We start from the raw sequence: 25,956 nt of genomic DNA, 5'->3' as shown, positions 1-25,956 counted from the left end.
AATGCATGGCTCCGCACGAAACCGATATCGACGCTCCTGATGTCGACGATGACTTCGAAGAAGTCGTTCTTAAACCTTCTGCGGAATTACCTGCTGACCGCTTCCTTGACCGCGAGCTGAGCTGGCTCTCTTTCAACCAGCGAGTACTGGAACTGGCGGAAGATGAGAAGCTTCCACTTCTCGAGCGAGCCAACTTCTTGGCCATCTTTGCCAGCAACTTAGACGAGTTCTTTATGGTGCGAGTCGCTGGTCTCAAGCGCCGCATCATGACCGGCCTCGCTGTTCCCACCAACATCGGCCGTGCCCCCACAGATGTGCTCGCAGATATTTCTGCACGAGCTCATGAGCTTCAGGTGCGCCATGCGAATGTGTACCACGCGAGCGTGAAGCCCGCCCTGTCCGAAGCAGGCATCCAGGTTGTCACCTGGGATTCTCTTGACGAGGCAGATCACGAGATTCTGCACCGCTACTTCACTGACCAGATCTTCCCTGTGCTGATGCCACTGGCCGTTGACCCAGCACACCCCTTCCCGTACATCTCAGGTTTGTCATTGAACTTGGCTATCCGGGTTCGTAACGCCAAGACCGGTACCGAGGAATTTGCGCGCCTCAAGGTTCCACAGATGCTGCCTCGTTTTGTTCGCGTGGACAGCCGTGAAGGAATTGCCAGCCTGCGCTACATCGCGCTGGAAGATCTCATTGCCAACCAGCTGCAAGACCTTTTCCCCGGTATGGAGATTCTCGAGCACCACACCTTCCGGGTGACTCGCAACGAGGATGTCCAGATCGATGAGGACGAAACAGAAGACCTCATCCAGGTTCTCGAAAAGGGTCTACTCAAGCGACGCTTTGGTCCCCCCATTCGCCTCGAGGTGGGCGAAAAGATGGACCCCACCACTCTGGATCTGCTCATTCGTGAACTCGACATCACGGAGCAAGAGGTCTACCGCTTACCCGAGCCCTTGAACTTGGGTGGTCTGTTTGAGATTGCGAGTATCAAGCGTCCCGAGCTGCACTACCCACCTCACGTTCCCACCACCGCTGCGGCGTTGACCACGGCAGAAGCAAACGAACCTCGCAGCATCTTTGCTTCGATTCGCCGCGGCGATGTGCTGCTGCACCACCCCTACGAATCGTTCTCCACCAGCGTGCAGTCATTCTTGGAACAGGCAGCTGCAGACCCCAATGTTCTGGCTATCAAGCAGACTCTCTACCGCACCAGCGGTGACAGCCCCATTGTTCAAGCACTGATCAATGCCGCTGAAGCAGGCAAGCAAGTTCTTGCTTTGGTCGAGATCAAGGCACGCTTTGATGAGCAGGCCAACATTAGCTGGGCACGCAAGCTCGAGAAGGCTGGCGTTCACGTTGTCTATGGCTTGGTTGGCCTGAAAACCCACTGCAAGCTTGCATTGGTCATCCGCCAAGAAAAGGGTCAACTCAAGCACTACAGCCACATCGGCACGGGAAACTACAACCCCAAGACCAGCCGCCTCTATGAAGACTTCGGTTTGCTCACTGCTGACCCTCAGGTGGGCAAGGACCTCACTCGCTTGTTCAATGAGCTCTCTGGCTATGCCATCGAGAAGAAGTTCAAGCGCCTCTTGGTCGCACCGCTTCACCTGCGCAAGGGTCTGCTCAAACTGATCCACCAAGAGACCACGAATGCCCAGGCAGGCAAGCCTGCCCGCATTCGCATCAAGATCAACTCCATGGTGGACGAGAAAATCATTGACGCCCTCTACCTCGCTAGCCGTGCTGGTGTGAAGGTAGATGTGTGGGTTCGTGGCATTAGCTCGATCAAGGCAGGCGTGCCAGGCCTCAGCGAAAACATCCGCGTGCGCTCTATCTTGGGTCGCTACCTCGAGCACTCCCGCATCTTCATGTTTGAGAACGAAGGCGACCCCCAGGTCTATATCGGCAGTGCTGACATGATGCACCGCAACCTGGATCGTCGCGTGGAAGCGCTCGTGCGTTTGCCCAATTCGGAACACATCACTGAACTTAATGACCTCTTTGATCTGGCTATGGATGACGGAACTGCGTCATGGTGGCTAGAGTCAGATGGTTCCTGGTCGCGTCACACTGCGGACGCATCAGGGGAAGCTCTCATCGATCTGCAAGATCACTTGATGAAGCAGATTAGTAAGCGTCGTCGCCCTGGAGGACATCGATGAGTATCACCCGCCCAGCAACCACTGTGTATGCAGCTGGGGCAGTCCTCTGGCGCACCATCGGTAACGACATTCACGTGCTCGTCATTCACCGCACCGGCCACAAAGACGTCTCCCTGCCTAAGGGCAAGGTTGACCCAGGCGAAACTCTCCCCCAGACCGCGGTGCGCGAGATCCGCGAAGAGACCGGCATCAAGGTTTCCCTCGGCGTCCCTGTGGGTGCCACTGAATATGTCATGCCCAACGGAAAGAACAAGTTTGTTCAATACTGGGCAGCCGAAGTAACCACTAAGGCCATTCAGAAGTCCAAGTTTGTTCCCAACGATGAAGTTGCTGCCCTGGAATGGTTGCCTCTGGCTTCTGCTCGCGGAGAGCTCAGCTATGAGCCAGACAAAGAGATCCTGGATAACTTTGCTGCCCTGGTCAAAGAAGGGGTCACCAAGACTTTTGCTGTTGTCGTGCTTCGCCATGGCAAGGCTGCTTCACCGTCAGATTGGCGCGGTGAGGACGCAACGCGTCCCCTCACCGAGCGAGGTCTGACCCAGGCCCACGGCATTGTCGGCACTATTGCCGCGTGGAAACCTAAGCGCTTTATCTCCAGCACCGCAGCTCGATGCCTGGCAACCATTGCTCCTGTTGCCAAAGCGCTGGGTAAAGACGTGAAGTCCACCAAAAAGATTAGCCAAGACGCTTTCGAGTCAGGCAAGGGCGATGTTCGCTCCGTTGTTGGGGAAATCGTGCGCAAGCGCAAGAGCACCGTGGTGTGCTCTCATGGCCCCGTTTCACCTGCAGTCATCCGTGAGATTGCTCTGGCCACAGGAACTCCCTGGACTTCAGCACTCGAAGAAGCAGGCCTGCTCAACACCGCCTCTTTCAGCGTTGTTCACTTGAGCTCGACCCATCCTTCCTCCGGCATCATTGCCGTGGAGACACACGACTCTCAGCTCTAACGTGCTGCAGGCATGAAAATGCCGAACCGCAGTGAACGCCTCTCGGCGGAAGGCCGCTCGCAGCGGCGAATATTGGAGCCCGGGGTTACTACGGTCCGGCACTGACCAGATTAGTCGAGCGTCCCGTCACGCCACAAACGAGCACAGACAGAGAGCTCATGAGCTGTTTGAGTCAGGCGAGCTGCCTGAACCGTGAGCGTAGAGGCACGCTCAGGATGTGCTGCATCTGACTCGTTTGCCACTGCCGTGCAACCGGCAGAAATGATCCGGCAGAAGGCTGCCGAACGGTCCAAGGCCCCGCTAAAGTCTCCTGTGAAGGCTCCATGCAAGATGGTGTCAGCCAAGCTGACCATCTCTTCTGGGCCTGCAGGTGTGGGTGCCCCGGCAACCACGACATCTACCGTGCTGAGCACAGAAAGACCCTGCCCAAAGAGCACACTCATCTGAGCTGCCTGTGCTCGAATGAGATCACGAATCAAATACATTCGCCACAGTGCACCAGGCAAGGAGTGTGCACTCGAGCGAGACCAGAGCTCAGCCAAGGTGTCGATGCCGTTGTCATCGGCAAAAGAAACAACTTTCTCCACGATGTCAGGGTGCGCTTCGTCACGAACGCGTGAGAGCAAAGCCCTGGCAGTGTCGTGCGCAATCGCAGAAACTTCTGCAGGGTCGTCCCCGCCTTGGAACGCACTGAACTCGTGTCCAGCAAAGAGTGCTGGCTTTCGGTAAGGCGCGTTCATGTATTCATTCTCTCCCGGAATTCCATCCAGTGATTGTGCCCACTAGAGAAAATACCCCCGGGGGTATATACATAGAGATGAGGGCATACCTCGTCCTCAGAAAAGAGACAACACAATGTCACGCGTAGTAGTTCTCGGCGCTGGTGTATCTGGACACACGGCAGCCCTGTACCTCAAGAAAAAACTGGGATCGGCACACGAAATTATCGTGGTTTCTCCCAACTCCAAGTGGAACTGGATTCCCTCCAACATTTGGGTCGGCGTCGGAAGAATGACAACCAAACAGGTCGTCTTCCCCTTGGCACCCGTCTACAAGCGCAAGAAGATTGACTTCCGTCAAGCTCTCGCCACCGGTATCTGGCCAGAAGGTGACGCGCAGAGCGCGTCCCCCTTTGTTGAAGTGAAATACACAGACCCAGACAAGGTCGGTCAGATCGAGCGCATTAGCTACGACTACCTGGTCAACGCCACTGGCCCCAAGCTGAACTTTGAAGCCACCCCTGGCCTTGGCCCCGACAATGGGTTCACCTCGTCGGTGTGCACTCCTTCACACGCGACCCACGCTGCGAAAGATTTCCACCAAGTTATTGAGAACCTGCGCGCAGGTATCAAGCAGACCATCGTTGTTGGTACCGGCCACGGAACCTGCACCTGTGAAGGCGCAGCTTTTGAATATGCCTTCAACGTGGAGCACGAGATTCGCCAGGAGCGCCTGCGCCACCTCGCTGAGGTGATTTACATCACCAATGAGAACGAACTCGGCGACTTCGGCGTCGGGGGCATGCAGTTCGAAAAGGGAGATAGCCAGCTCACCAGCCAGGCATGGATGGAATCCCTCTTCCACGAGCGTGATGTCAAGGCAATCACTCAAGCCGCTGTGACCGAAGTGACTCCTGGAGTCATTCACTACACACAGCTTGATGGCAGCAAGAACACCTTGTCTTACGACTTCGCTATGTTGCTTCCTCCATTCCGTGGTGCAGACCTCACCGCACACAACAAGGCAGGCGAAGACATTACTTCGCAGCTCTTTGCACCAAGCGGCTTCCTCAAGGTGGACGCGGACTACACAGCTAAGCCTTTCGAGGAATGGTCTGCAGCTGACTGGCCCAAGACCTACCAAAACCCCACCTATGGAAACATCTTCGGCGTGGGTATCGCCTTCGCTCCACCACATGCAATCTCGAAGCCACGCCAGGCTCCAGACGGCACCATGATTGCTCCTGCACCACCTCGCACCGGAATGCCTTCGGGTGTCATGGGCAAGCTGGCTGCTTTCTCCATCGTGGACATGATCAAGCACGGCAACCAGGTAGCTACTCATCACGGCTCAATGGCTGAGATGGGTGCCGCCTGCATCGCATCAACTGGAACAGGATTCACCACTGGAACAGCCGCAGCTATCGCAATGACCCCCATTGTTCCTGACTATTCCAAGTTTGGTTCATCCGGTGGCCGCAACCCTGAACTCACCACGGGCGAGATTGGCCTTGCTGGCCACTGGGTCAAGCGCATGCTGCACACCATGTTCCTGTACAAGGCCAAGGCATATCCGCTTTGGTACATGATTCCTGAGTAAACCTCACCTCGACGAACGGATAATCCCATGGATCCCACACAAGCACTCATTGACGCAGCACCTATTCCCACCGAAAAGCAGCTCAAGCGTCAGCACAACATGTTCTACCAGTTCTTTAGGTTCATGATCTTGAACATCAAGATGTACCTGTTAGCCAAAAAGGGTCACTAGAACTCAGAACAACAGACTGAAGGGCTCCCGCGCCAGCACGCGGGAGCCCTTCAGTGTTCTTGCTAGCTAGAGTAAACATATGGACACAATCGTCTTCGCGCTGATCTTGATTTCAGCCTTACTCATCATTTTTGTTAAGAAGCGTTGGGTCGTCGTACTCGGCTACTCCATTGCTTTTGTGGCCACGGCTGCGTTGTTTGCCCACCACGTCACCAGCACCCTTGATTTGAGCTTCTAATGAGTGAGATTCACGTATCTGCCCTGCAGACAGAAGACGCCACCACCACTGTTGTCGTTGGTGACACCCGCATTGTTGTTCCCCCACCCACCAAGCCTCACCACATCTTGCTGGGCAAGCTGGGCTTCTGGGCACAGATCGGTTTCATGCTCGCTTACATCGGAGTTCTCTCCGGTGCCATGTTCTACTTCCAGTTCGGCCTGGGTGAATACCCTTGCCCACTGTGTATTACTCAGCGCATGGGAATGATGCTCTCCTCATTGGGTGCGCTGTATGTCGTAGTGAACTCACTACGAGGCAGGCTGTCCCCTTCAGGATTCATGACTGGTCTGGGCTTTGCCATCTTGGGTGCTCTATTGGGCGCAGTGATGTCTATCCGCCAGATCTTGCTGCACATCATGCCCGGTGACCCCGGCTATGGCGGAGCAGTCCTCGGCCTCCACCTCTACACCTGGGCTCTGGTCAGCTTTGTAGTCGTTCTTGTCTTCGCCGGTGTGTTGCTGACCTTCGGAACAGAATTCCTTCCTGTTCGCCCCAGCTCCACGTTTGGTCGCGTGGTGGCCTGGGTAGTTATCGGGATCTTCCTCTTCACCGTGGTGGCAAACCTGGTCGCTGTCTTCGCTCTTGAAGGCTTCAACTGGTACCTGCCAGATGACCCCACCAGCTATGAACTCTTCAACCAGCTCGGCTGGAGCAAATAACCACTTCTGGTCTGTTCTAAACTAGAAGAGCACTTTATGTGCGGCGGGCCTCTAGCTCAGTTGGTTAGAGCATCGGACTTTTAATCCGAGGGTCAAGGGTTCGATCCCCTTGGGGCCTACAACAGAAAATACCCTCTAGAAATAGAGGGTATTTTCTTGTTTCAAATTCAACCAGGAGATCAGTCACATCGCCTTTGGTAGAACTTTAGGGAACTAATACTGCGCGGCCACGGAGGCTTCCCTTGTGAAGGCGAACATACGCTTCGGGACCATCAGTCAGAGCGAACTGTTCATATTCGACCTTAATCTTTCCCTGCTGCGCTAGTTCGATGACCTCAATGAGTTCGAGGCGTGAACCCCAATAGGGTGTGCGAATGTTGACGTCGTATGCTGTCGCACCGAAGCCGACAGGTAACGCTCCACCACCGATACCGACAATGTGGAGGTCGCCTTCAGGCCTGACTAATTTCCCTGCCAAATCAACCGTTGCCTGCGCACCAACAAAGTCGAAGACTGCATTGGCTCCAATGCCGCCTGCGATCTTCTGGACCTGTGCGATAGCGTCGTCATTGCTCTGGAAGGCATAGTGTGCGCCTACCTCCCGAGCAAGTTCAAGCTTTGCCTCACTCACATCGAGGGCAACAATGGTGGTCCCTGTGAGTGCTGCTAAGAGCTGAATACCCATGTGCCCCAACCCGCCTGCACCAATGACAACGGCAGTAGAACCAGCACCTAGCTTTGCAAGAGAGTTCTTGATGGCGTGATAGGGAGTAAGAGCAGCATCCGTCAGCGACACATTCTGAACTGGATCGAGCGAACCCAAAGAAACAAGGTGACGGGGGGAATCGATAAGCACATACTCGGCCATCGCGCCAGGTGCACCTAAGCCCGGAGGCTGAATGCCCATGCCCGCTGCAAACGGACACAGCATCTCTTTACCTTGGACGCAATAATTGCAGGTTCCGCAACCCCACGGGCCATAAATTGCAACGGAGTCACCCAGGGAAAATTCAGTAACACCTTCTCCGAGCTCATGGACTATTCCGGCGCCTTCATGTCCAAGTGTCATTGGAGTATTCCAACCCATGGCGTTGAATACCTCTTCTGGAAGGCTCATGATGAATTCATCAGAGTGGCAAACTCCAGCAGCAGTAACTTTCAGAACGATTTGTCCCGGGCCCGCAGTTGGTTTGGGAACATCCACGATTTGTGGTGGTTGACCCACCGTGACATATTGCAGAGCCTTCATGGTTTGAGCCACGATTTCCTCATTTCATTCCAAATAACCGCTCGATGCGGACGATACCCAGTCAACTCTTCTGAGGTTCGAATTTCTAGAATTTCCAGAAGTCGTGCAGAAAATTACAAGTGGGTGCACATGGCTGCAACTGGGTTGCATTTCTGATGCCACAAGAGGTTCTGTGGAACCCAGGAACCCGAAAGTTACGATTCAGACTCACTCAGAGCAGTGATGGAAGGACTGAAGTGCGTCGTCAGATATCTGCCCGAACAGGCCGCAGTTGAGGTCTTAAAGAGCTCGAATGGCCTCAGCTTTTCTGATGTTTCATAAACCGCCAGGACAGGAATATCACCAGAGCTGGGTAGATAGCCTGACTTGTGGTCACTGCACGTTCCCAGAATCCTGCGGTGTGGATGTCGGGATTCGTCCAGATAGCCAAGAATCCGAATGCAATAGCTCCAAGAACGAGCGTCCCGATGATAGAAGCAAGCGGGCGAACGATGGTGGGCCATTCACGACCAAACCGCATTCCAAACACTGGCCATATCGAAAAGATGACAAAGGAAATCGTGGCAAAAACTCTGTGAGGCTCCGAGACTCCCACCAATGGGGTGGGGAAAATTGTGAGACCAATGGTTGCTAACCCGCCCAGAAAAAACAACACCCGAGCTGGTTTGGCTATCACCGTAAATTTCAGAGCAACAACGATGTCGATCAGTGCACCCAAGATGAAGAAGCTTGATTGGAGATATCTCACCGGGGATTCAGGTGATGCCAATTCACTAATGGTTTGAACAATGGGGTCATAGCCAGGCCAGAGCGCTGCGGACAAGCTCCAGCCCAACACAGACTGGACAGGCCCCAATACAGCTAAGAAAAGCAACAATCGACTGACCTGGTGAGGGTGAATATCAGTTTGAGTCATGTTGCCCCTTTCGCGTGTGAGCTTACGGGACTATCCAAGCACCTGCTGAAGAATATTTAGTGTCTGTGATGGAAAGGCTGGAGTGCATCGTCAGGAATCTGACCGAAGCGTCCGTAGTTGAAGTCTTCTAGAGCCTGAACAACTTCTGCCTTGGTGTTCATCACGAAGGGTCCATATGCCACCACAGTTTCGTTGATGGGCTGACCGCCAAGAAGTAAAACATCCAGAGCACCATTGCGGGCATCTTGAACTTTGTCGGCGGTGAGCACAAGACGATCACCATCAACCATGACAGCAAGTGTTCCTGCTGTGATGGGAGCTGCGCTTCCACCCATCTCACCCTCACCGACAGTTCCCTGTCCTGCAAGTGTGTAGGCAAGGGCATTGAACTCAGGGTTCCAGGGGATCGAGACCGAAGCTCCGGGAGCAAGTGTCACGTGTGCAATGGTCATCGGAGTCTGTGACTTACCCGGACCCACGTGGCCATCAATCTCACCCGCAATGACGCGAATCAGGGCTCCACCGTCTTGGCTGGAGAGAAGCTCAACATCTCCACCAGCAAGGTTTTGATAGTTCGGTGCTGTCATCTTCTTTGCCGCTGGCAGGTTGATCCAGAGCTGGATGCCGTGGAAGAAACCGCCGGACATCACCAGCTCATCTGGTGGAGTCTCGATGTGAAGAACACCAGAGCCTGCGGTCATGTATTGAGTGGCACCGTTCTCGATGATGCCGCCGCCACCATGGTTGTCCTGGTGCTGGAAGGTGCCATCGATCATGTAGGTGAAGGTCTCAAAGCCACGGTGGGGGTGCCATGAGGTTCCACGAGGTTCATAGGGTGCGTATTCGACCTCACCCATTTGGTCCATGTGAATGAACGGATCAATGTCTTGGTAGGAAACGCCAGCGAATGCGCGAGTAACAGGGAAACCATCACCTTCGAATGCCTGTGGCCCCTTAGTCACGGACTTCACTGCACGAGCACGGCCAACGGCAGGTGCGAGGTGAGGAAGTGTGAACGTATCAGCGGTTACTGCGGGCATTATGAGCTCCTTATTGGACTATCTCTGAGGATAAGTCTTCGGCCAAGAAAAGTATTCCCATTAAGCAAAGATGGCATCCCCGAAGGGATGCCATCTTGGTGAGCTGGGCTCGAATTACTTCTTTACTGCAGGCTTCGCAGCTGGCTTCTTAGCAGCAGGCTTGGCTGCTGGCTTTGCAACAGCCTTAGGAGCAGCCTTGGTTGCGGCGGGCTTTGCAGCTGCCTTGACCGGAGCCTTCTTTGCGACGGGCTTAGCGGCTGCCTTAGGAGCGGCCTTTGCAACTGGCTTAGCTGCAGGCTTAGCAGGAGCCTTCTTAGCTACTGGCTTTGCAACGGGCTTCTTGGCGACAGGCTTAGCGGCAGCCTTTGGTGCGGCAGCCTTTGCTGGTGCCTTAGCTACTGGCTTCTTTGCAGCGGGCTTCGCAGCTGCCTTAGGAGCAGCCTTAGTTGCGGCGGGCTTCGCTGCAGGCTTGGTAGCTGGCTTCTTTGCAGCAGGCTTAGCTGCGGGCTTCGCAGGAGCCTTCTTGGCAGCAGCAACAGTCTTCTTAACGGTTGCGGTGGTCTTTGCAGCATCCTTCTTGATGGTGCCAGCTGCGTGTGCAAGATCCTTACCAACAGAAGCTGCAGTCTTGGATGCATCCTTCTTGACGGTGGTGGCGACCTTCTTGGTGGTGGTTGCTGCCTTCTTTGCAACCACGGTTGCATCAGCGGTGACGTCGTCTACCTTGTCAGCAACAACAGCGGCGGTTGCGCCAGCCTGCTTTGCACCGGAGGTGAACGCCTTTTTCAGCGAGGAAAGAAAAGATGACTTAGCCATCAGAGAAACACTCTCATTTCATGTTTGGGGGTGTAGAAAAGTTCGTACTTAAGCCTAACCTGAGTGTTTCTTATGAACCCCGAGGCTGGACGCGAGCCGTCACAAAGCCTGAGAGGACAAGGCTCTACTTTTCTTGAGTAACCAGCCACTCGTGCGCACCGGCTGCTTCAGCACCCATTGCATTGACCGTGGCACGAGTTCGCTCTCGTACACCCGCATCAAACTCTGGTGACTGGCACACTCCTTGCGGAGCATCAGATGCAACAGAACACCAGCGGTAGACGCCGTCCTGTTTGTTGGTTGCGGGCGCCCAGGCCATGTCACTGACAGACCATGAACCATCTGCAGCCTTACTGAATTGTGCACGCATGATGAGGAACTCGTTGTTCACGGGGTAGTCACCAGAAGATTCGCTAATGCCATTACCCAGGGAGTACACAATCCACTTGCCGTTGTAGAGCTCCATCGGCTGAATGGCATGGGGGTGGTGGCCATAAACCATGTCGAACTGACCACTATCAATCAATGCGTGTGCATTGTTGATCTGCTGAATGTCCGCTTCATTCGAATATTCAGTTCCTGCGTGCTGAACGCCGATGACGACATCGGCGCCCTCAGCACGAGCCTGAGCTGCTCGGGCAATCATCACGTCTGGGTCGAGTGGGTAGTTCACTTGCCAGTCGAACTCGTTGTAGTTGCCGTTGACGGAGAAGGTGTGCTCAATAAAGGCGACCCTCCCTGCGGGGGTATCCATGATGAGAACACCGTTGGCTTCTTCAGGTGACCGGTAGGAACCGGTGTGCTTCAAGCCGTTCTGATCCAGCACGTCTAAGGTCCTGACCACACCTGAGTAACCCATGTCCACGGTGTGATTACTTGCCGTGGTGCAGGCGTCGTAGCCAATTGCTTTGGTGGTGACTGCCAACTCCCAGGGAGTATTGAAAATGGGGTATCCCGTAGGGGCTTCTCCCACCTGAGCAAAAGGAGTCTCTTGGTGACACATCGCAATGTCTGCCTGGTTCAGATACACACTCTGACCTTGGAGCAGCGGCATGAAGTCATAGTTGCGGCCGTTGGCATCGGTAGGAATCACCGCTGGCTTCCATAGACCTGCATGGAAGAGCATGTCTCCTGTGGCAGTGATGGTGAAGCAGTCATCGGTGGGACACTCAGGTCCAACACCAGGATTACGGGTGGGAGTCGGCGTGGGTGTGGCAGTCTTCGTGACAGCTGGCTTTGCTGCAGGAGCTTCTGGAGCACACGCACTCATGGTTACACCGATGGCTATAGCCAACATTGCCGAAATGATTCCCCGTTTCATATCTCCATTCTGTCAGTGCATGCTGACCCCGTTCGTTAACTCTCAGGAAGTAGCATGAGCTAGTGAGTTCACCGGTTCTGCCTACTTCTAACTACGTCAGCGTGACGTGGGGAATCCGCACCGACTCTGGCGGTCTCACGGTGACTTTGCTTCACCGTGCAGGGATCATGAGTCAGTCAGGTGCTGGTCACGTCACGGTACTCACCTTCGATAACTTCCCCGACTATGCGCAGGTTGAAGCAGAGCTTCGTGAGATGGGGCGCCTCTTTGGAGATGTCTCTATCCGTAATCTCTGGGATTGGCTCCGCACAGAGAAAGTCCCTACCCGGGCAAGCGGCGTCTCCACTGCGGTTGCAAAAGCTTTCACCCCCCTGTCGGATACGGATTCCTTTGAATCAACTTTCCGAAATGGCGTAGAGATTTCTCGCACCCGTTACGCAGCAGATGACGTAACTGTGTTGCAAGTAGACCACTTCCGTGAAGACGGAACGTTGTTGCTCAGCGACCGCAGGGATGCCCGCGAGCGCGGCGTTCGTGGCGGTCGTCGCATTGTGTTGTGTGACCTGCAGGGATCTCCCTACAAGCTCTGGAAATTCCCCAACGAGTTCTATCACTGGGCTCTCGATCGGATGTTTGGTAAGACTCCCACGACGTACATCGTCGACAGCAAGACCGCTGTGAACATGTTCGTGGAATACCGCAGGCGCAATGCCCTCACCGTGCACGTCATTCAGGGAGCTCACATCGAGGGAGTTACCTCCGATGGTCGCCCCATCTTGAGTGAAGCACGCAGTAAGAGTATTCAGAACCTTCCTGCTTACGACCTCGTGGCAACACTGACTCAGCGTCAGCGCGCTGACGTGACTGACATTGTGGGGGCCAGTCCCAACCTGGTGGTTATTCCCAACTCCGTGCCGTTGCCTGACCCCAACTCGATAACTCTCGAGCGCCCACTCGATCGTGGCATTGTGGTGGCAGCATTTGTGCCTCGCAAACGTGTGCACTTGGCTATCGAAGCAGCAAGCAAAGCTCACTCTTCCACCCCCATTCACCTTGATGTGTATGGCGATGGTGAAAGCAAGCCAGAAGTCGATGCCATGATTACCTCGACAAACGCCTCACGCTTTGCCATCCTCCACGGTTACAGCACCACAGCCCTAGGTGAAACCAAGACTGCGAGCTTCATTCTGATTACCTCGGAGACTGAAGGCACTCCGTTGGTTTTGCTGGAAGGTATGGCAGCGGGCTGCATTCCTATCTCTTTCGATATTCCCTATGGCCCTAGCGACATCATTGAGGACGGGGTCAACGGCTTCCTTATTCCTGACGGTGACACTGACGCCATGGCTGCAGCCATCGTTCGATTGCAGGGACTCTCAGCAGAAAAGGTGATGGCGATGAGGGCTGCTGCAATCCAATCTGTGCAGTCTTTCAATGACGCAGCCGTGCTGGAACTGTGGGGCAAAGAGTTACGTAAGGCCTGGAAACACAAGACTGCACGGTGGTGGCGTGTGCTGCGCAAGTGGCAAGCCAAGAACGCCGAAAAGTCGTATGCTCGCCGCGCACCGGAAATTGGACCCAAACTTCCTCCCGCACCGAGGCGCTAGCGTTCTAGGCTGAGTTCATGACGTCTCAGGATTCAGCCCAGATTATTTCTGTCCCTAGCTACGGCACTCCCAGCGTGGATGACTCGTGCTACATCGCACCAGGCGGTCGCCTGGCCGGCGATGTGACCCTTCACGCCAACGTAGGCATCTGGTTCAACGCAGTCCTGCGTGGAGACTACGAACCGATCGTGATCGGTGAGGGCTCCAACATCCAAGACAACGTGAGTGGACACGTCGACACCGGCTACCCCCTCACCTTGGGCAAGAACGTCTCGGTAGGGCACAACGCGGTTATCCACGGCTGCACCGTGGAAGACGACTGCCTCATTGGCATGCATGCCACCGTGATGAATGGCGCTGTCATTGGGAAGGGTTCACTGGTTGCTGCCGGCGCTTTGGTGCTGGAAGGAATGATTGTTCCTCCCGGTTCTCTAGTTGCCGGTGTTCCTGCGAAGGTGCGCCGTGAGCTCACTCCAGAAGAGCAAGATGCCGTGCGCAACAACGCAGCGAACTACCGCAAGCGCCTGGAGATCTACAAGGCAGAAACGGCTTTTTCTAAAGGGGACTAGACGGGTGGTTGCCTAACTTGCAATGCAGTAACCGTGATATTCGAAATTTGAACGTGCGAGAGGCTATGAGGAATACATCGGACATCAAGACTTCCTACAGAATCCATGAAAATCAGATGTTGGCCTTGGAATACAAACGAACCTGTTATCCATTCTGAGGTATACCAAACGTGTTGTCCTTCAATATTTCCAGCACCAATAACGGTGCACTTCACCGCACCGTCTGCCTCCCCAGATAGTGAGACTAAGTAATTGCCTACAGGCAATTCCGTCAATGCAACTACTGGGTTGTATCCCGCAGCTCTATAAATTGTAAAAGCGCCAGGTAGCTGATTCACAAAAACTGATGGTGGAAATTCAGGCCCAGCAGGGCCTTGTGCACCTGTTTCCCCTTGTGGCCCGGCAGGACCTGTAATACCTGTTGCCCCTTGCGGCCCAGCAGGGCCCGTAGCCCCAGTCGCACCTTTTTCCCCTTGGCTACCAGCACTGCCCGTCAAGCCCTGAATACCCTGAAGGCCGGGGATTCCTTGTAGACCAGGAGCTCCGTTAGTGCCGGCTTCGCCAACCACTGACTCTGTAGCATTCGTGCTTCCCCCTGAACAAGCAGTCAGTGCCAGTAGAACAGCGAGTGCGGCTACGAATACATTAATTGGCTTAGGGACAGGAGCCAGCATATGGAAATAGTGTCGGGTAATTTTGGTCTTTATTACGGACATTCCGATAAGAGATTTCCTCATGAGTCAACGTTAAGAAGGCGAACTCAATAGTGGAGTCGAACGAAAGAAGCGAGCCAATTAATGTGGGGAAAACCCCTCACCAATTTTTCGTAGGGGAAACCCTAGATTTTTCTCTGTGAAGTATCTTCAAGACAAGCAATACTGAATCAATGAGCGTAGATGTGCTGGTTGTTGAGGATGATGACCTCACGCGAATTACGCTGAGTTCAAGTCTGAAAGCAGCAGGGGCAGACAATGTTTACTCCGCATCCACGGCGAGCGAAGCACTAACACTGGCTCACAAACACTTGCCCACAGCGGCTCTCCTCGATCTTCACTTAGGTGCTGGGCCAACTGGTCTAGATGTGGCAAGACAACTGCGTGCCCAGAATTCCCGCATCGGCATCGTAATTCTCACCAGCTACGAAGACCCACGGTTGTTGGGCGAAAATCCAGACTTTATTCCCGCGGGAACGAAGTACCTGTTGAAACGAGACATAAGTGATATTTCAGTCGTGACTCAGGCTCTGAGCTCAGCGCCGAGTTCCAGCAAGCTACTCTCCCGACCTAACATGAAACTACTCGGCTCAAAGCTCAGTGAAAATCAACTCATGATTCTCAAACTAGTTGCCGAAGGTTATTCCAACTCTGAGATTGCTAGGCGACGAGGGGTCTCTGACAAAGCAGTTGAAGGCACCCTAACGCGCCTTGCCAACAAACTCGGTTTAGAAAAGGATTCCACGAGCAATCAACGGGTTCATATTGCCAGGGTTTACTTCCGTGCCTTGGGGCTGAATCTGGGCGATGTCGAATGAACCCAGCGGCTTTCGCGCCGCGGTCGGGAGCAAATGGCTTACGTTCACACCGGGCTATGCCTGGCTTATGCCACTCTGGTTCTCAGCATCAATACTCAGCACGAACAATCTGAACGGTTGGGATGATCTCCTAATCGTCTTCGTAATCAACACGATTGCACTTGCCGTCTGCTCCATCGAGTACCTCGTTTTTCGCAAAACCATCTGGCGTGCTGCTGCGGATGGCGGCACGGCAATCGTGCCTTTCATCCTCGTATTAGCTGGCGGCCTTGCGTTCGGTGTGAGTAAAGCAGTTGTCACAGCATTCGTTTCTCATCTCATTCTTGGAACCGCTATTGAAGATCTTTCAGGACGTGTTGTTGCCGCCTCTCTTCTAGGAATCCTGGTTGTTCTCGTGGTCCCTGTAGTGATGGCTCAACTTGAGAAGTACCGCGTGCAGCGCGCTAATCTCATTACTGATTTAGTACGCCGCGAAGTCTCAGCAGAAAGCTACGCCGCGACACAGCCAGAACTAACCAAGTTCATAAGTACCGCGTTGAAAGCCCTTGAGTCTGTGCGTGATGCACCGCAGACCCTCCCTGACGTACTAGACGACATGCGGGATAACGAGATTCGCCCTCTAAGTCACAGGATTTGGCAAAGAGAACAGGCAAGAATCCCTGAATTTACTTTGAGCAACATGATTGCGCTGAGCCTGAGCAAGATGAATTTCTTAGTAGTGCCTGTTGTAGTGAGTTTCGCTGTAATTGCTGCACCGACAAACATAAGTGGCTATGGCTTGGTGGAGGGTACCGTCGCGTTAGGTATTCAATCTGCCGTTCTGGCTATAGGCCTCTCGTTGGCTAAATTGCTACCTCCGGGAGGCACTCTCAGGGGAATCTTTGCTTACGTCGCAGTGGCTATCACCATTTCACTGGCCATTGAAATAATCACAAACGCTGTTCTAGGCCAAATCCCTAGTCTGCTTCCCGTTCAATCCGTTCTTTCGGTTCTGCAACTTTTGTTGTCCCTCATACTCTTCACTGGCGCTTTTTCACTGACAAGGCAAACCCGAAAATCGATGGATTTCGACCTTTTGGCTCACTCCCCGAATTTGGTTTCCACAGAATTGACGAGAGTCAAGCAAGCCAGAACTGATCGTGAACTTGCGCAGTTGTTGCATTCACAAGTTCAAAATGTTTTTCTCGCAAAGGCTGTAATGCTTCGAACAAAGATTGAAGATTCTGAGGTGTCAGGCTTGCAGAAGCAGGAACTCTTGGAGTCAACTCTTCTTGAACTAGAAAACTACATCGAAGCGCTCAACGTGAGCGTACCTGCCGGTCCCAACAATTCAGAGAGCCTTGGAAGCTTCTTGGAACGTCTGCGAGAGCTTTGGGGTCCCGGGGTTAACATTTCACTTCCGCTCTTCAACCACGTTGAACAACATCGCATTGACACATATGCCGAACAACTCGCCGCCGTGATAAGCGAAGCAATAACAAATTCAGTACGCCACGGTATGGCTCGCAATGTGGCAATCGGTTTGGCCACTACCGAAACAACGATTACTCTCACAGTTAACGACGATGGCTTCGGCCCTCGCAATGGCTCACCGGGCTTGGGCACGCTTACCTATTCGACGATTGCGAACTCAACATGGGGACTTACCCGTTCCTCAGGTATGGGCGGCGCCTGCTTTCGATTGATCATTGCAATTTAAAAACAGGTTCCCCATCAGTAAAGGGTTTTCCCCGCGTTAACTGTCTGTCTTGCACTGCTCAGGCTCTGTAGTAATCACAGCTACATACCTTGGAGATAGTTCTCACAGACAGGTGACTCATCATGCGCGCACAGCGTCTCTTCGCACTTATATTTATTGGCACATTACTCGGTGCCGTGGGGATCACTTCCGCTTCTTCCGAAGCCGCGCAGGCCACGATAAATGTCGCATCGGCACCCTTCGACGTTGGATCGGATCCGATGGGCATCGCAATGGCTCCGAATGGTCTCAATGCCTACATCGCTAACTACGGAAGCAACACAGTCAGCGTCTTCTCTCTCGTGCATCCGGCCGCCAGCCACGTCACAATCAATGTCGGAACAAACCCACGCAACATTGCCGTGACGCCTAATGGGGCAAAAGTTTACGTCACTAACTTCGGGAGTAACTCAGTTAGCGCAATCGACGTCTCGACGAATACTGTGACGCAGACAGTCACCGTCGGCGCCTTTCCCTCGGGAATTGCCATTTCACCTGATGGGACAAAAGCGTATGTGACTAACTCTGGTGACGGAACGGTGAGTGTCATCACGCTCGCCACAGGTATCGTTTCTAGGACATTTACCCTCACTTCTGGTGCGCAGCCCATCGGTATAGCTATTTCTCCGAACGGGAGATTCGCGACTATTACTGACTATGCTTTTGGCCACAACCAGGTGTACACCATTGATTTGGCCACCAACGTTGTTGGTGGCCAAAACGTTGGGACGAGCCCATATGGAATTGTTTTCACACCTGACAGTACAAAGGCGCTAATCACTAATTTCAACAGTCACACTGTCAGCGTTTTGGACGTTGCTTCTAATCAAGTGACTGCGACGATACCTGTAGGGTTCAATCCCACGGGCATTGCGATCAACCCCAGTGGCACCTCTGCCTACGTTGCGCACGACACAGGCAACAAAGTGAGTGTGATAGACCTCAGGACCCTCGTGGTCACCGAGTCAAGAGCGATGGGCTTCCATTCCTCCGTGGCAATTACGCCGAATGGCGCGCAGGCATGGGTTGCTACTAGATACCCCGGCGGATTTGGGAGTGTTTTTTCGCTAGATGTCGCCGAGCCGATGGTGCTCAAATTCAACGTGCCTAATGGTGCCATTGTCAAGCTACCTCTGCGTGACTTCATCGGAACCATCGGATGGGGCGATGGAACATTCAGTTCGGCACTTTCTTCTGCAAATTTCGGCGCGGCATCCATCAGCCATACATACGCTCAAGCCGCCACGGTAAATGTGACTGTCGTGGGGGCGGCATCGGGGTTTGGTTTTGAACCCAGCGATCTTGATTACGCACCATTCCTAGGGGCAGATATGCTCCAAGAACTGATCAGCTGGGGAGATCTTGGCCCCACATTCACAACTCTCAATCATGGCCTGTCCCATACTTCAAATCTCACTGCGGTACCCGCAAATGTTCCCCCCACCGTGACCAATTTGTCCTACTTGTTCGGCTACAGTCCGCTTATCAATGATTCCTCCATCGGTGCGTGGGATACGTCACACGTGACAAACATGAGTGGGACATTTGAGGGTGCAAGTGCCTTTAACCAAAATCTCAATAGTTGGAACACGAGTGCTGTTACGGATATGAGCTACATGTTCGATGGGGCCGTCAACTACAACCAACCCATGAACGGATGGGACACGGCCAATGTGACGTCGATGGCTGCCATGTTCAAGTACGCATCCACATTCAATGGGGCCATCGACGCGTGGAATACAACACACGTCGAGAATATGAACCAGATGTTTTCCCAAGCAACTGCGTTCAACCAAAACATCAGCGGGTGGGACATTTCACGGGCAACGAATATGAGGCTGATGTTTAACAATTCGGCTCTCTCAACTTTGAACTACAGTCGTGCCCTCAGAAGTTGGTCACGCGGGAGCCACTTGCAAAATATAAGCCTAGACGCGCGAGATTCCCACTATTTCGCGAGCGTTGCAGCTGACCGTGCTGCTCTCTTAGCAGACGGGTGGAGCATCGTCGACCTGGGAGAAGTGCAAACTCCCGTAGCCACGTTGACACAAGCCCCGTCTGCTTCCGCGATTGCCGCCGGAGATGCTTTGAACCGCAGCCTGCTAACCGGTGGCAGCGCATCCATCCCGGGAACGTTTACCTTCACAACGCCAACGGCCATCCCATCAGGGGGTTCGCAGACCGTGAGCGTGACATTTACTCCGTCTGACAGTGTCGCTTATGCTCCCTTCGTGACTTCGGTACCAATATTGGTTAACTCGGTCGCCGTCGAAACAAATGTCAATGCTTTGTCTCACACTGGTTCGGAAATGTACCAACAGCTCTTGACGGGTCTTCTTTTGTTGCTTGCCGGGCTGGGTCTCGTGACGCTGGCAATTTCAAACAGACGGCGAAACTAGCTAATTGGCCTCATTAACGAGCTCCGGGCGGACGTGGGTCGAATGGTACTGAATTACGGTTCACGTTGATGCCGGAAGCGTGAAGAACTTCTTCTGCCTGCTGACCAGGGGCAACAACGCAGCGAACTACCGTAATCACCTTGAGATTTACAAGGCAGAAGCAACTTCGAATTCGTAGGGTTAACCCACGCTTTTTCTCTAGGCGTCCGTCCCCCTCAAGGGAATACTGGAGCTATGGAGCTTGATGTACTAGTCGTGGAGGACGATAACTTCACGCGCATCACTCTGGCTTCCAGCCTGAAAAGCTCCGGCATGGGTTCTGTGTACACCGCTTCCACTGTTGGTGAGGCGGTGGAACTAGCTGAGAAATTCATTCCCTCTGCCGCACTGATTGATCTCCACTTGGGTCAGGGGCCCACTGGTCTTGATCTTGCTCGCAAACTGCGAGCCCTCAATCCGCGGATAGGCATTGTTATTCTCACCAGTTATGACGACCCAAGGCTCCTAGGGGAGAACCCGAGTTTTATCCCTGCGGGAACGGTATATCTCCGCAAAAAAGACATCAGCGACATCTCGGTAGTCACCAAGGCATTGGGTTCCGCCCCACACTCGAGCAGACTTGTCTCACGTGATCCACAAGCCCTTCTCGGCACGAAGCTGAGTGAGACCCAGATGTCGATTCTGAAACTTGTTGCCGAGGGGCACTCGAATGTGGAGATTGCGCGGCGTCGCGGCGTCTCTGAAAAAGCAATAGAAGGTTCCATCCGTCGATTGGCGGCAAAGCTGTCATTAGAAAAGGACTCCGCCAGTAACCAACGTGTTCATATTGCCCGTGTTTACTTCCGTGCCTTAGGCGTGAAGTTAGATGATGACAACTCGGTCGAATAAGTTACGCACTGCCATCGGCAGTCGTTGGCTGATCTATATCCCCACATATGCGTGGTTACTGCCTGTGTGGTTTAGCGGCTCTATTCTCAGCACACGAAATCTCTCTAACTGGCAAGAGTTTCTTGCAGTCACAGGGGTTAATGTCTTTGCGTTAGGAATCTGTTCTCTGGAGTTCCTCCTTTTCAGAGTCTCCTTATGGAGATCTTCTCAACCATCTTCCGGTCGAAGCACATCGGTTTGGTTAGTTGTTCTCGGAGGTGTAATCCTGGGGTCTTCCAAAGCCCTCATCACTGCATTTGGGTCAGCCCTGGTTCTTGGAACAACAACCTCTGATCTATCAGGCCGTGTTCTCGCAGGAAGTGCTCTGGGCGTGATCGTGGTGATGGTTGTTCCCATCACGTTGTATGAGCTGGAACACTATCGTTCACGCCGCGAAAAGCTCATCAACGAAATCGTTCGGCAAGAAGTAGAAGAGCCTCGTGCCTTTTCTCAGACCAACCCTCAAGCGCTCGAGAACTTTGTCGAGAGCAGCTTAATCACTCTGGCTGCGGTCAGGCAGGCGCCTGAAACCTTGCCGTCCGTCCTCGACCACATGAGGGAGAACGAGATTCGCCCCTTGAGTCACCAAATTTGGAAGCGGCAACAAGAGCAAATTCCTGACTTCACCCTGGGAAACCTCATCAGCGTCAGCCTGACTAAAACCCGTTATGTCGTCATCCCCGTCATTTTGGGTTATGTCGTCTTAATGGGGCCAAGCCAACTCACGGAGTATGGCCTACTCACAGGCCTCGGGGCAATTGTCCTCCAGAGCGCTCTGATTGCACTGGGTCTCAACCTTGCAAAACTTGTTCACACTCCAGGCCGCGGCTGGGGCGTCACTATGTTCATCGCCACTAATGCGGTGATAACGCTGGCGATTGCTGTCTTTACGACAGCAATGTTTGGCCCCATCCCTGACTATCTGCCGCTCCAAGCTGCGCTAGGAGCATTCCAAGTTCTGCTCACCCTCACGCTCTTTACAAGTGTCTTTAACTTGACCCGCAAAACCCACAAGGCGGTGGAAGAGGATCTCCTGCGTCTGTCTCCAGACCTGGGCACCAGCGAGCTCAAGCGAGCACAAAAGTCCCGCGAAAATCGTGAGTTGGCACAACTGCTGCACTCTCAGGTTCAGAATGTATTCCTTGCCAAGTCAGTTCAAGTGAAACGGCAGATGAGTTCTGAGGAACTCACCAATGAAGCACGAACAGCATTGTTTGAAACAAGCCTGACTGAACTCGAGAACTATATTCGGAGCCTGCTGTCGGACGATGCCGCGCATGAAGTTCCGATCTCCGCTCGAGTAGCTGAGGTTGTGAACTCCTGGGCACCCATTCTTGACATCTCTGTTGAACCAGAATCTTGGGCGCAGATAGAAGAATTATCGGCTCATGCTGAAGTGCTGGTTGGAGTGCTCAATGAAGGCATCTCCAATGCAGTCCGGCATGGACTGGCCAACAAAGTTGTCATCACGGTGAGCAGACAAACAAATGAAGTATTAGTGACCATCGATGACGATGGTGTGGGGCCCCGTGATGGAGCTGCGGGGCTGGGCACCTACCTATTTATGTCGATACCAAACTCCACCTGGGAGCTTTCCGAGGCCTCCTCACTGGGTGGCGCTCGACTAGCCCTCACGCTTGATTCCTAAAAGGCGCTTCGAGACCTGCCTTTGATGTGGGTTAGCCCTATTTTTTTGCTCTGTAACTGGTACATCTTCTGTCGGGCTCACCCCCACTTCATAGGGTGAAAAGTGGAGGATAAAAAGATGAAGCGCAACCTTGCCATCATGATGGCGCTCTTCATAATGTTTTCAGGCTTATCTGCCACGCCAGCGTTTGCAACCTCTGGCTCCGCGTCCTCGGAAACTGAACTCAGGGCTGCCATTGCTGCAGCGGGGGCTGGGGACACGATCAATCTCACCGCCGACATTGTTCTGCCCACTGCACAGCTTGCCATCAACAAAACTCTCACGATTGATGGTCATGGCTACACAGTCTCGGTTGCTAAACCTGGCGTGACAGAAGCAGGTGCAAACGCAACCTCCCCTTCCACGTTTCGAGCTTTCGAACTACAAGGAGCAGTTACTGTCACGCTCAAGAACATAAAAATCAAGGGCGGTAACACGCAGGGAGCTGCTGTGAGAGTGAGCTCAGCCACTACCGCCATTTTGGACGGCGTCACTATCTCGAATTCTAGAAACTCAACTCCTGCTGGCTATAACAGCAATGGCGGGAGCGGTGGCATTTACAACATGGGTACAACATACCTACGGAACTCAAATGTGGTTCGAAACTCCTCCTACTTTGGTGGTGGTTTTGTGAACGGCCTTCATGCTGTGATGTTCATCGAGAATTCGACAATCACTGACAACAGAGGTGAAGGATGGGGCGGAGCAGGAGGCGAAAACGACGGCACTATGTTCGTTACCAACTCCAGCTTTGCTAACAACGTCAGCCAGGAAATCGGCGGTGCAATCAACAACACCCCTGATGGTTCGCTTTATGTCTCGGGATCTAGCTTCACGGGCAATGTGGCCTACGGAAACTATGGTGGTGGCGCGATAGGGAACAACACGGTGAGAGCCGGCGGCACTGTCATCGTCACATCGAGCCTCTTTGCTTACAACTATTCTCGTTCTTCGGGCACATCTGCTGCACCTTCTGCTCTTACTCTGGACGACGTAGGACTCAGCACTATGACCTATACAACGGGTGCCGGGGTGTCATTCTTTTACTCAATTTTTCACGCGCCAGCTTCCTCATCATTGGCAACGATTGGCTCTACGAACAGCAACTACACGGGCGCAGCTAACGGCTCTAATAACACCCTGTTTACCGGGGGTGCCCTCTCGAAAATCCGAAATGGGGCTGGCGCCGAAATTGGCACCGCAACTGCCTTCCACCCTTTCATCGTGGTGAAAAACGGGCGCTACGCTCCTGCTCTGGGCTCGAACAATTTTGCCGCGAGCAAGGGAACACCTGTTCGATACAGCAACTCAGGCTCCATGGCCTACTACGACCGTCTCGCTATTACACCGGCGTGGGTCGTCATCACAACTTCTGCCCCTACATCGGCTGACCTCGTCTCAACTGACCAATACGGCGAGACGCGAGATACATTGACACCAACTGCCGGTTCTATTGAAAGTGAAGTTGTAGACAGATACCAAGTGCGTGCCATACAAGTAGATGGCGGCACAGTCAGTGGAGCATCTGTTTACGGAGATGCCTATCCTGCCAATTCCAAAGTGTCTGTCACGGCTGTTCCAGATGTGGGAAAAAAGTTTGATCACTTTGTTGTGACAACCTCGGGAACGACTTTTGGTGCAGGTGTATTGGCCTCGATTGTTCCAAACACGATTACAACAAACCCATTGCTTTACACCGTCACCGCCGATGCCGTCATTGAACCTGTATTTGTTAATTCCACCGGGAACGAAAGAACGGTTTCTTATGGTGCAAACGAGGCAACCTGCGGGGCACCACCCTCCGCGGTCACATCATCGAGTGCCATCACTATCGCGGCGAACTCGGGGACATTGCTACTCCAACGTGAAGGTTACGACTTCACCGGATGGAACACTGAACCCAACGCTTCAGGAACAAATTATGCGGAGGGGTCCTCATATGCGACGGCCAGCAACCTCAACTTGTATCCGAAATGGGTCGTGAACTCCAATACGACCACAAATTGCTTCTCCGTCAATGTGGTCCCGGGGTCAGCCCCCACGACTGCCCCCAGCTCATCCCCCAGCTCTTCCCCCAGCTCTTCTCCCAGCAACGTAGGTAGCACTCAAGCCAACGCATCACAAGAGGCGTCTATGTCGACACCTCTCATCTCGACACCGCTGCCTTCGGCGACTCCAACTCCTTCCGTTGGCGCTTCGGGTTCTTCATCACACACGGCAGAAACCACACCCGAAAATGTGGCTTCCGATGTTGAAACCATCCCCGCGCCACCTGATCTGCTCTGGATAATCATCGGATTCGCAGCCTTCGTTTTTACCTTTTTCCTCGTCATTCTCTTCATCACTCGCCGAAAGCACTAGGAGCCTTCCATGTCCCATATGAAACGTACAGCCCTCGTGTTGATGAGCGTGATAGCTCTGGCCCTCACTTCGGCAACTGCCGCGAGTGCTATTTCGGCGGCGAATCTGCAGGTTGTCGGGACAGTCACCGTTGGCAACTCTCCACGCTCTATTGCTGTTTCACCGGACGGACTTTTTGCTTATGTTGCCAACACTCAGGGCTCAAGTATTTCTGTTTTAGATACACGTTCCCTCGCAGTGGTCAACACAATCGCACTCAGCGGCCTTCCATCATCAATCGTGATCACTCCTGATGGGACAACCGCCTACGCTGCTCTCTGCAGTTCCAATGAGGTTGTCACCATCTCGCTTGCAACAAATCAAGTAACGAGCAGAATTCCAGTGGGTAACTGTCCCCGGAGTCTGGTTATGAACTCAATGGGCACACGCGTATTTGTTGCAGTGAGCGATGACCATGCTGTGAGCGCCATCAATGTTTCGACAAACACCATCATCAGCACTGGCACTCTCCCTTCGGGATCTCACCCCTATGCCTTAGCGCTGAGTCCTGACGATTCAAAAATATATGTAGCGAATTACGGAACTAGTACCGTCAGCATTATTAACTCTTCCGATCTCACGGTGAGCTCCAGCTTCTCCACAGGAACCTCACCCGCATCCCTAGCTCTCTCCCGAGACGGTTTATCCCTCTATATAGCGAACTCCGGGGGGAACTCTGTCACCGTTATGGATACGGGTTCAAACACGACCGTGAACACAATAACTGGCTTCAATGGGCCATATGGGCTAGCCCTCAGTAGTGACGGAGCCGATTTGTATGTAGCCAATGTGAACAGCTCCAACTTAACTGTTCTCTCCACTTCAACCGGGATTACCTCACGATCAATTACCACGGCAAGCGGGCCATCATGGGTTGCGGTCAACCCGATTAATCAATTTGTATATGTTTCAAACATTTACGCTAGAACGGTGAGCGTGATTGGAGAACCTTCCCCAACACCCACTTCGACGGCTACTCCTGCCCTACCAACGAGTGAGCCCGCAGCGTCTTTGGCTTCCACAGGTAGCGATGTAGTACCTCAAGCGATGCTCGCGCTTGTGCTCCTTTTGACCGGCATGGGAACCGCTGCATGGGCACAGCTATCCCGCAGGCGGAGAAACTAATTACTTCGCGGCAGCAGCCAGCTCCGCTGCCTTGACCACATTGGCCAAGAGCATCGCACGCGTCATGGGGCCCACTCCACC

General features: G+C 53.5%; 23 protein-coding genes and 1 tRNA gene. 16 read left to right on the top strand and 8 right to left on the bottom strand.

Annotation, left to right across the window (positions count from 1 at the left end):
- Positions 1–5 precede the first annotated feature (5 nt).
- Positions 6–2,174: an RNA degradosome polyphosphate kinase gene (locus Q0362_RS08735; RefSeq protein WP_298122604.1), complete on the top strand. Its 2,169-nt coding sequence runs from the start codon at positions 6–8 to the stop codon at positions 2,172–2,174.
- On the top strand, positions 2,171–3,121 hold the full coding sequence (locus tag Q0362_RS08730; RefSeq protein WP_298122603.1) for an NUDIX domain-containing protein: 951 nt from the start codon (positions 2,171–2,173) through the stop codon (positions 3,119–3,121). The genes Q0362_RS08735 and Q0362_RS08730 overlap by 4 nt, the downstream gene beginning before the upstream one ends.
- Positions 3,122–3,231: 110 nt before the next feature.
- On the opposite strand, the gene Q0362_RS08725 is transcribed toward Q0362_RS08730, so the two are convergent.
- Positions 3,232–3,861 (bottom strand): DNA-directed RNA polymerase subunit beta, encoded by a 630-nt coding sequence (locus Q0362_RS08725; RefSeq protein WP_298122602.1) that lies wholly within the window; start codon positions 3,859–3,861, stop codon positions 3,232–3,234.
- A 115-nt stretch (positions 3,862–3,976) separates the two neighbouring features.
- Between Q0362_RS08725 and Q0362_RS08720 the strand changes: the two genes are divergently transcribed.
- The 5 genes from Q0362_RS08720 to Q0362_RS08700 all read left to right on the top strand — a co-directional run bounded on the left by Q0362_RS08720 (position 3,977) and on the right by Q0362_RS08700 (position 6,669).
- A complete protein-coding gene (locus Q0362_RS08720; protein WP_298122601.1) occupies positions 3,977–5,440 on the top strand; it encodes an NAD(P)/FAD-dependent oxidoreductase in 1,464 nt (487 codons plus the stop codon).
- Positions 5,441–5,467: 27 nt separating this feature from the next.
- Positions 5,468–5,611, top strand: coding sequence for a hypothetical protein (locus tag Q0362_RS08715; protein ID WP_298122600.1), 144 nt, complete (start codon positions 5,468–5,470; stop codon positions 5,609–5,611).
- A 79-nt stretch (positions 5,612–5,690) separates the two neighbouring features.
- Positions 5,691–5,849 (top strand): DUF5993 family protein, encoded by a 159-nt coding sequence (locus Q0362_RS08710; protein WP_280793996.1) that lies wholly within the window; start codon positions 5,691–5,693, stop codon positions 5,847–5,849.
- The gene (locus tag Q0362_RS08705; protein ID WP_298122599.1) at positions 5,849–6,550 is read left to right on the top strand and encodes a disulfide bond formation protein B; all 702 of its coding nucleotides are present in this window, start codon (positions 5,849–5,851) and stop codon (positions 6,548–6,550) included. Before Q0362_RS08710 ends, Q0362_RS08705 begins: the two co-directional genes overlap by 1 nt.
- A 45-nt stretch (positions 6,551–6,595) precedes the next feature.
- A tRNA-Lys gene (locus tag Q0362_RS08700) sits at positions 6,596–6,669 on the top strand.
- 86 nt (positions 6,670–6,755) lie between these two features.
- Here Q0362_RS08700 and Q0362_RS08695 read toward each other — a convergent pair.
- From Q0362_RS08695 to Q0362_RS08675, 5 genes are all read right to left on the bottom strand, one after another.
- Positions 6,756–7,811, bottom strand: a complete 1,056-nt coding sequence (locus Q0362_RS08695) for an NAD(P)-dependent alcohol dehydrogenase (protein WP_366099797.1) — start codon at positions 7,809–7,811, stop codon at positions 6,756–6,758.
- Positions 7,812–8,097: 286 nt separating this feature from the next.
- Complete coding sequence (locus Q0362_RS08690; protein WP_298122598.1) at positions 8,098–8,715, bottom strand: DUF998 domain-containing protein; 618 nt, start codon at positions 8,713–8,715, stop codon at positions 8,098–8,100.
- Positions 8,716–8,771: 56 nt separating this feature from the next.
- Positions 8,772–9,755: a pirin family protein gene (locus Q0362_RS08685; RefSeq protein WP_298122597.1), complete on the bottom strand. Its 984-nt coding sequence runs from the start codon at positions 9,753–9,755 to the stop codon at positions 8,772–8,774.
- A 114-nt stretch (positions 9,756–9,869) separates the two neighbouring features.
- Complete coding sequence (locus Q0362_RS08680; protein WP_298122595.1) at positions 9,870–10,571, bottom strand: hypothetical protein; 702 nt, start codon at positions 10,569–10,571, stop codon at positions 9,870–9,872.
- A 124-nt stretch (positions 10,572–10,695) separates the two neighbouring features.
- Positions 10,696–11,892: a CapA family protein gene (locus Q0362_RS08675; RefSeq protein ID WP_298122593.1), complete on the bottom strand. Its 1,197-nt coding sequence runs from the start codon at positions 11,890–11,892 to the stop codon at positions 10,696–10,698.
- A gap of 62 nt (positions 11,893–11,954) precedes the next feature.
- On the opposite strand from Q0362_RS08675, the gene Q0362_RS08670 reads away from it, so the two are divergent.
- Together Q0362_RS08670 and Q0362_RS08665 are read left to right on the top strand one after the other, a co-directional pair.
- Positions 11,955–13,499, top strand: a complete 1,545-nt coding sequence (locus Q0362_RS08670; RefSeq protein WP_298122591.1) for a glycosyltransferase — start codon at positions 11,955–11,957, stop codon at positions 13,497–13,499.
- Positions 13,500–13,516: 17 nt separating this feature from the next.
- Positions 13,517–14,068 (top strand): gamma carbonic anhydrase family protein, encoded by a 552-nt coding sequence (locus Q0362_RS08665; protein WP_298122589.1) that lies wholly within the window; start codon positions 13,517–13,519, stop codon positions 14,066–14,068.
- Here Q0362_RS08665 and Q0362_RS08660 read toward each other — a convergent pair.
- A complete protein-coding gene (locus tag Q0362_RS08660) occupies positions 14,065–14,805 on the bottom strand; it encodes a hypothetical protein (RefSeq protein WP_298122587.1) in 741 nt (246 codons plus the stop codon). The two genes, Q0362_RS08665 and Q0362_RS08660, sit on opposite strands and share 4 nt — an antisense overlap.
- Positions 14,806–14,954: 149 nt before the next feature.
- On the opposite strand from Q0362_RS08660, the gene Q0362_RS08655 reads away from it, so the two are divergent.
- The 3 genes from Q0362_RS08655 (at position 14,955) to Q0362_RS08645 (ending at position 19,736) form a co-directional block, all read left to right on the top strand.
- Positions 14,955–15,599 (top strand): response regulator, encoded by a 645-nt coding sequence (locus Q0362_RS08655; RefSeq protein WP_298122585.1) that lies wholly within the window; start codon positions 14,955–14,957, stop codon positions 15,597–15,599.
- Positions 15,589–17,298 (top strand): hypothetical protein, encoded by a 1,710-nt coding sequence (locus Q0362_RS08650; RefSeq protein ID WP_298122583.1) that lies wholly within the window; start codon positions 15,589–15,591, stop codon positions 17,296–17,298. The genes Q0362_RS08655 and Q0362_RS08650 overlap by 11 nt, the downstream gene beginning before the upstream one ends.
- Positions 17,299–17,420: 122 nt before the next feature.
- The gene (locus Q0362_RS08645) at positions 17,421–19,736 is read left to right on the top strand and encodes a BspA family leucine-rich repeat surface protein (protein WP_298122581.1); all 2,316 of its coding nucleotides are present in this window, start codon (positions 17,421–17,423) and stop codon (positions 19,734–19,736) included.
- Between the two features lie 13 nt (positions 19,737–19,749).
- Here the strand turns inward: Q0362_RS08645 and Q0362_RS08640 are convergent, their stop codons facing one another.
- Complete coding sequence (locus Q0362_RS08640) at positions 19,750–19,875, bottom strand: hypothetical protein (protein WP_298122627.1); 126 nt, start codon at positions 19,873–19,875, stop codon at positions 19,750–19,752.
- A 95-nt stretch (positions 19,876–19,970) separates the two neighbouring features.
- Here Q0362_RS08640 and Q0362_RS08635 point away from each other — a divergent pair, with 95 nt between their 5' ends.
- From Q0362_RS08635 to Q0362_RS08620, 4 genes are all read left to right on the top strand, one after another.
- Positions 19,971–20,624: a response regulator transcription factor gene (locus Q0362_RS08635; RefSeq protein ID WP_298122579.1), complete on the top strand. Its 654-nt coding sequence runs from the start codon at positions 19,971–19,973 to the stop codon at positions 20,622–20,624.
- A 370-nt stretch (positions 20,625–20,994) separates the two neighbouring features.
- The gene (locus Q0362_RS08630; protein ID WP_298122578.1) at positions 20,995–22,311 is read left to right on the top strand and encodes a hypothetical protein; all 1,317 of its coding nucleotides are present in this window, start codon (positions 20,995–20,997) and stop codon (positions 22,309–22,311) included.
- Positions 22,312–22,428: 117 nt separating this feature from the next.
- The gene (locus Q0362_RS08625; protein WP_298122574.1) at positions 22,429–24,711 is read left to right on the top strand and encodes an InlB B-repeat-containing protein; all 2,283 of its coding nucleotides are present in this window, start codon (positions 22,429–22,431) and stop codon (positions 24,709–24,711) included.
- Between the two features lie 18 nt (positions 24,712–24,729).
- Positions 24,730–25,875, top strand: coding sequence for a YncE family protein (locus Q0362_RS08620; RefSeq protein ID WP_298122573.1), 1,146 nt, complete (start codon positions 24,730–24,732; stop codon positions 25,873–25,875).
- Positions 25,876–25,956 lie beyond the last annotated feature (81 nt).

Source organism: uncultured Aurantimicrobium sp. (genome assembly GCF_936931525.1).
Lineage (GTDB): Bacteria > Actinomycetota > Actinomycetes > Actinomycetales > Microbacteriaceae > Aurantimicrobium.
Note: the sequence above shows the minus strand (reverse complement) of the source record. Positions and strands in the feature narration are given on the sequence as shown.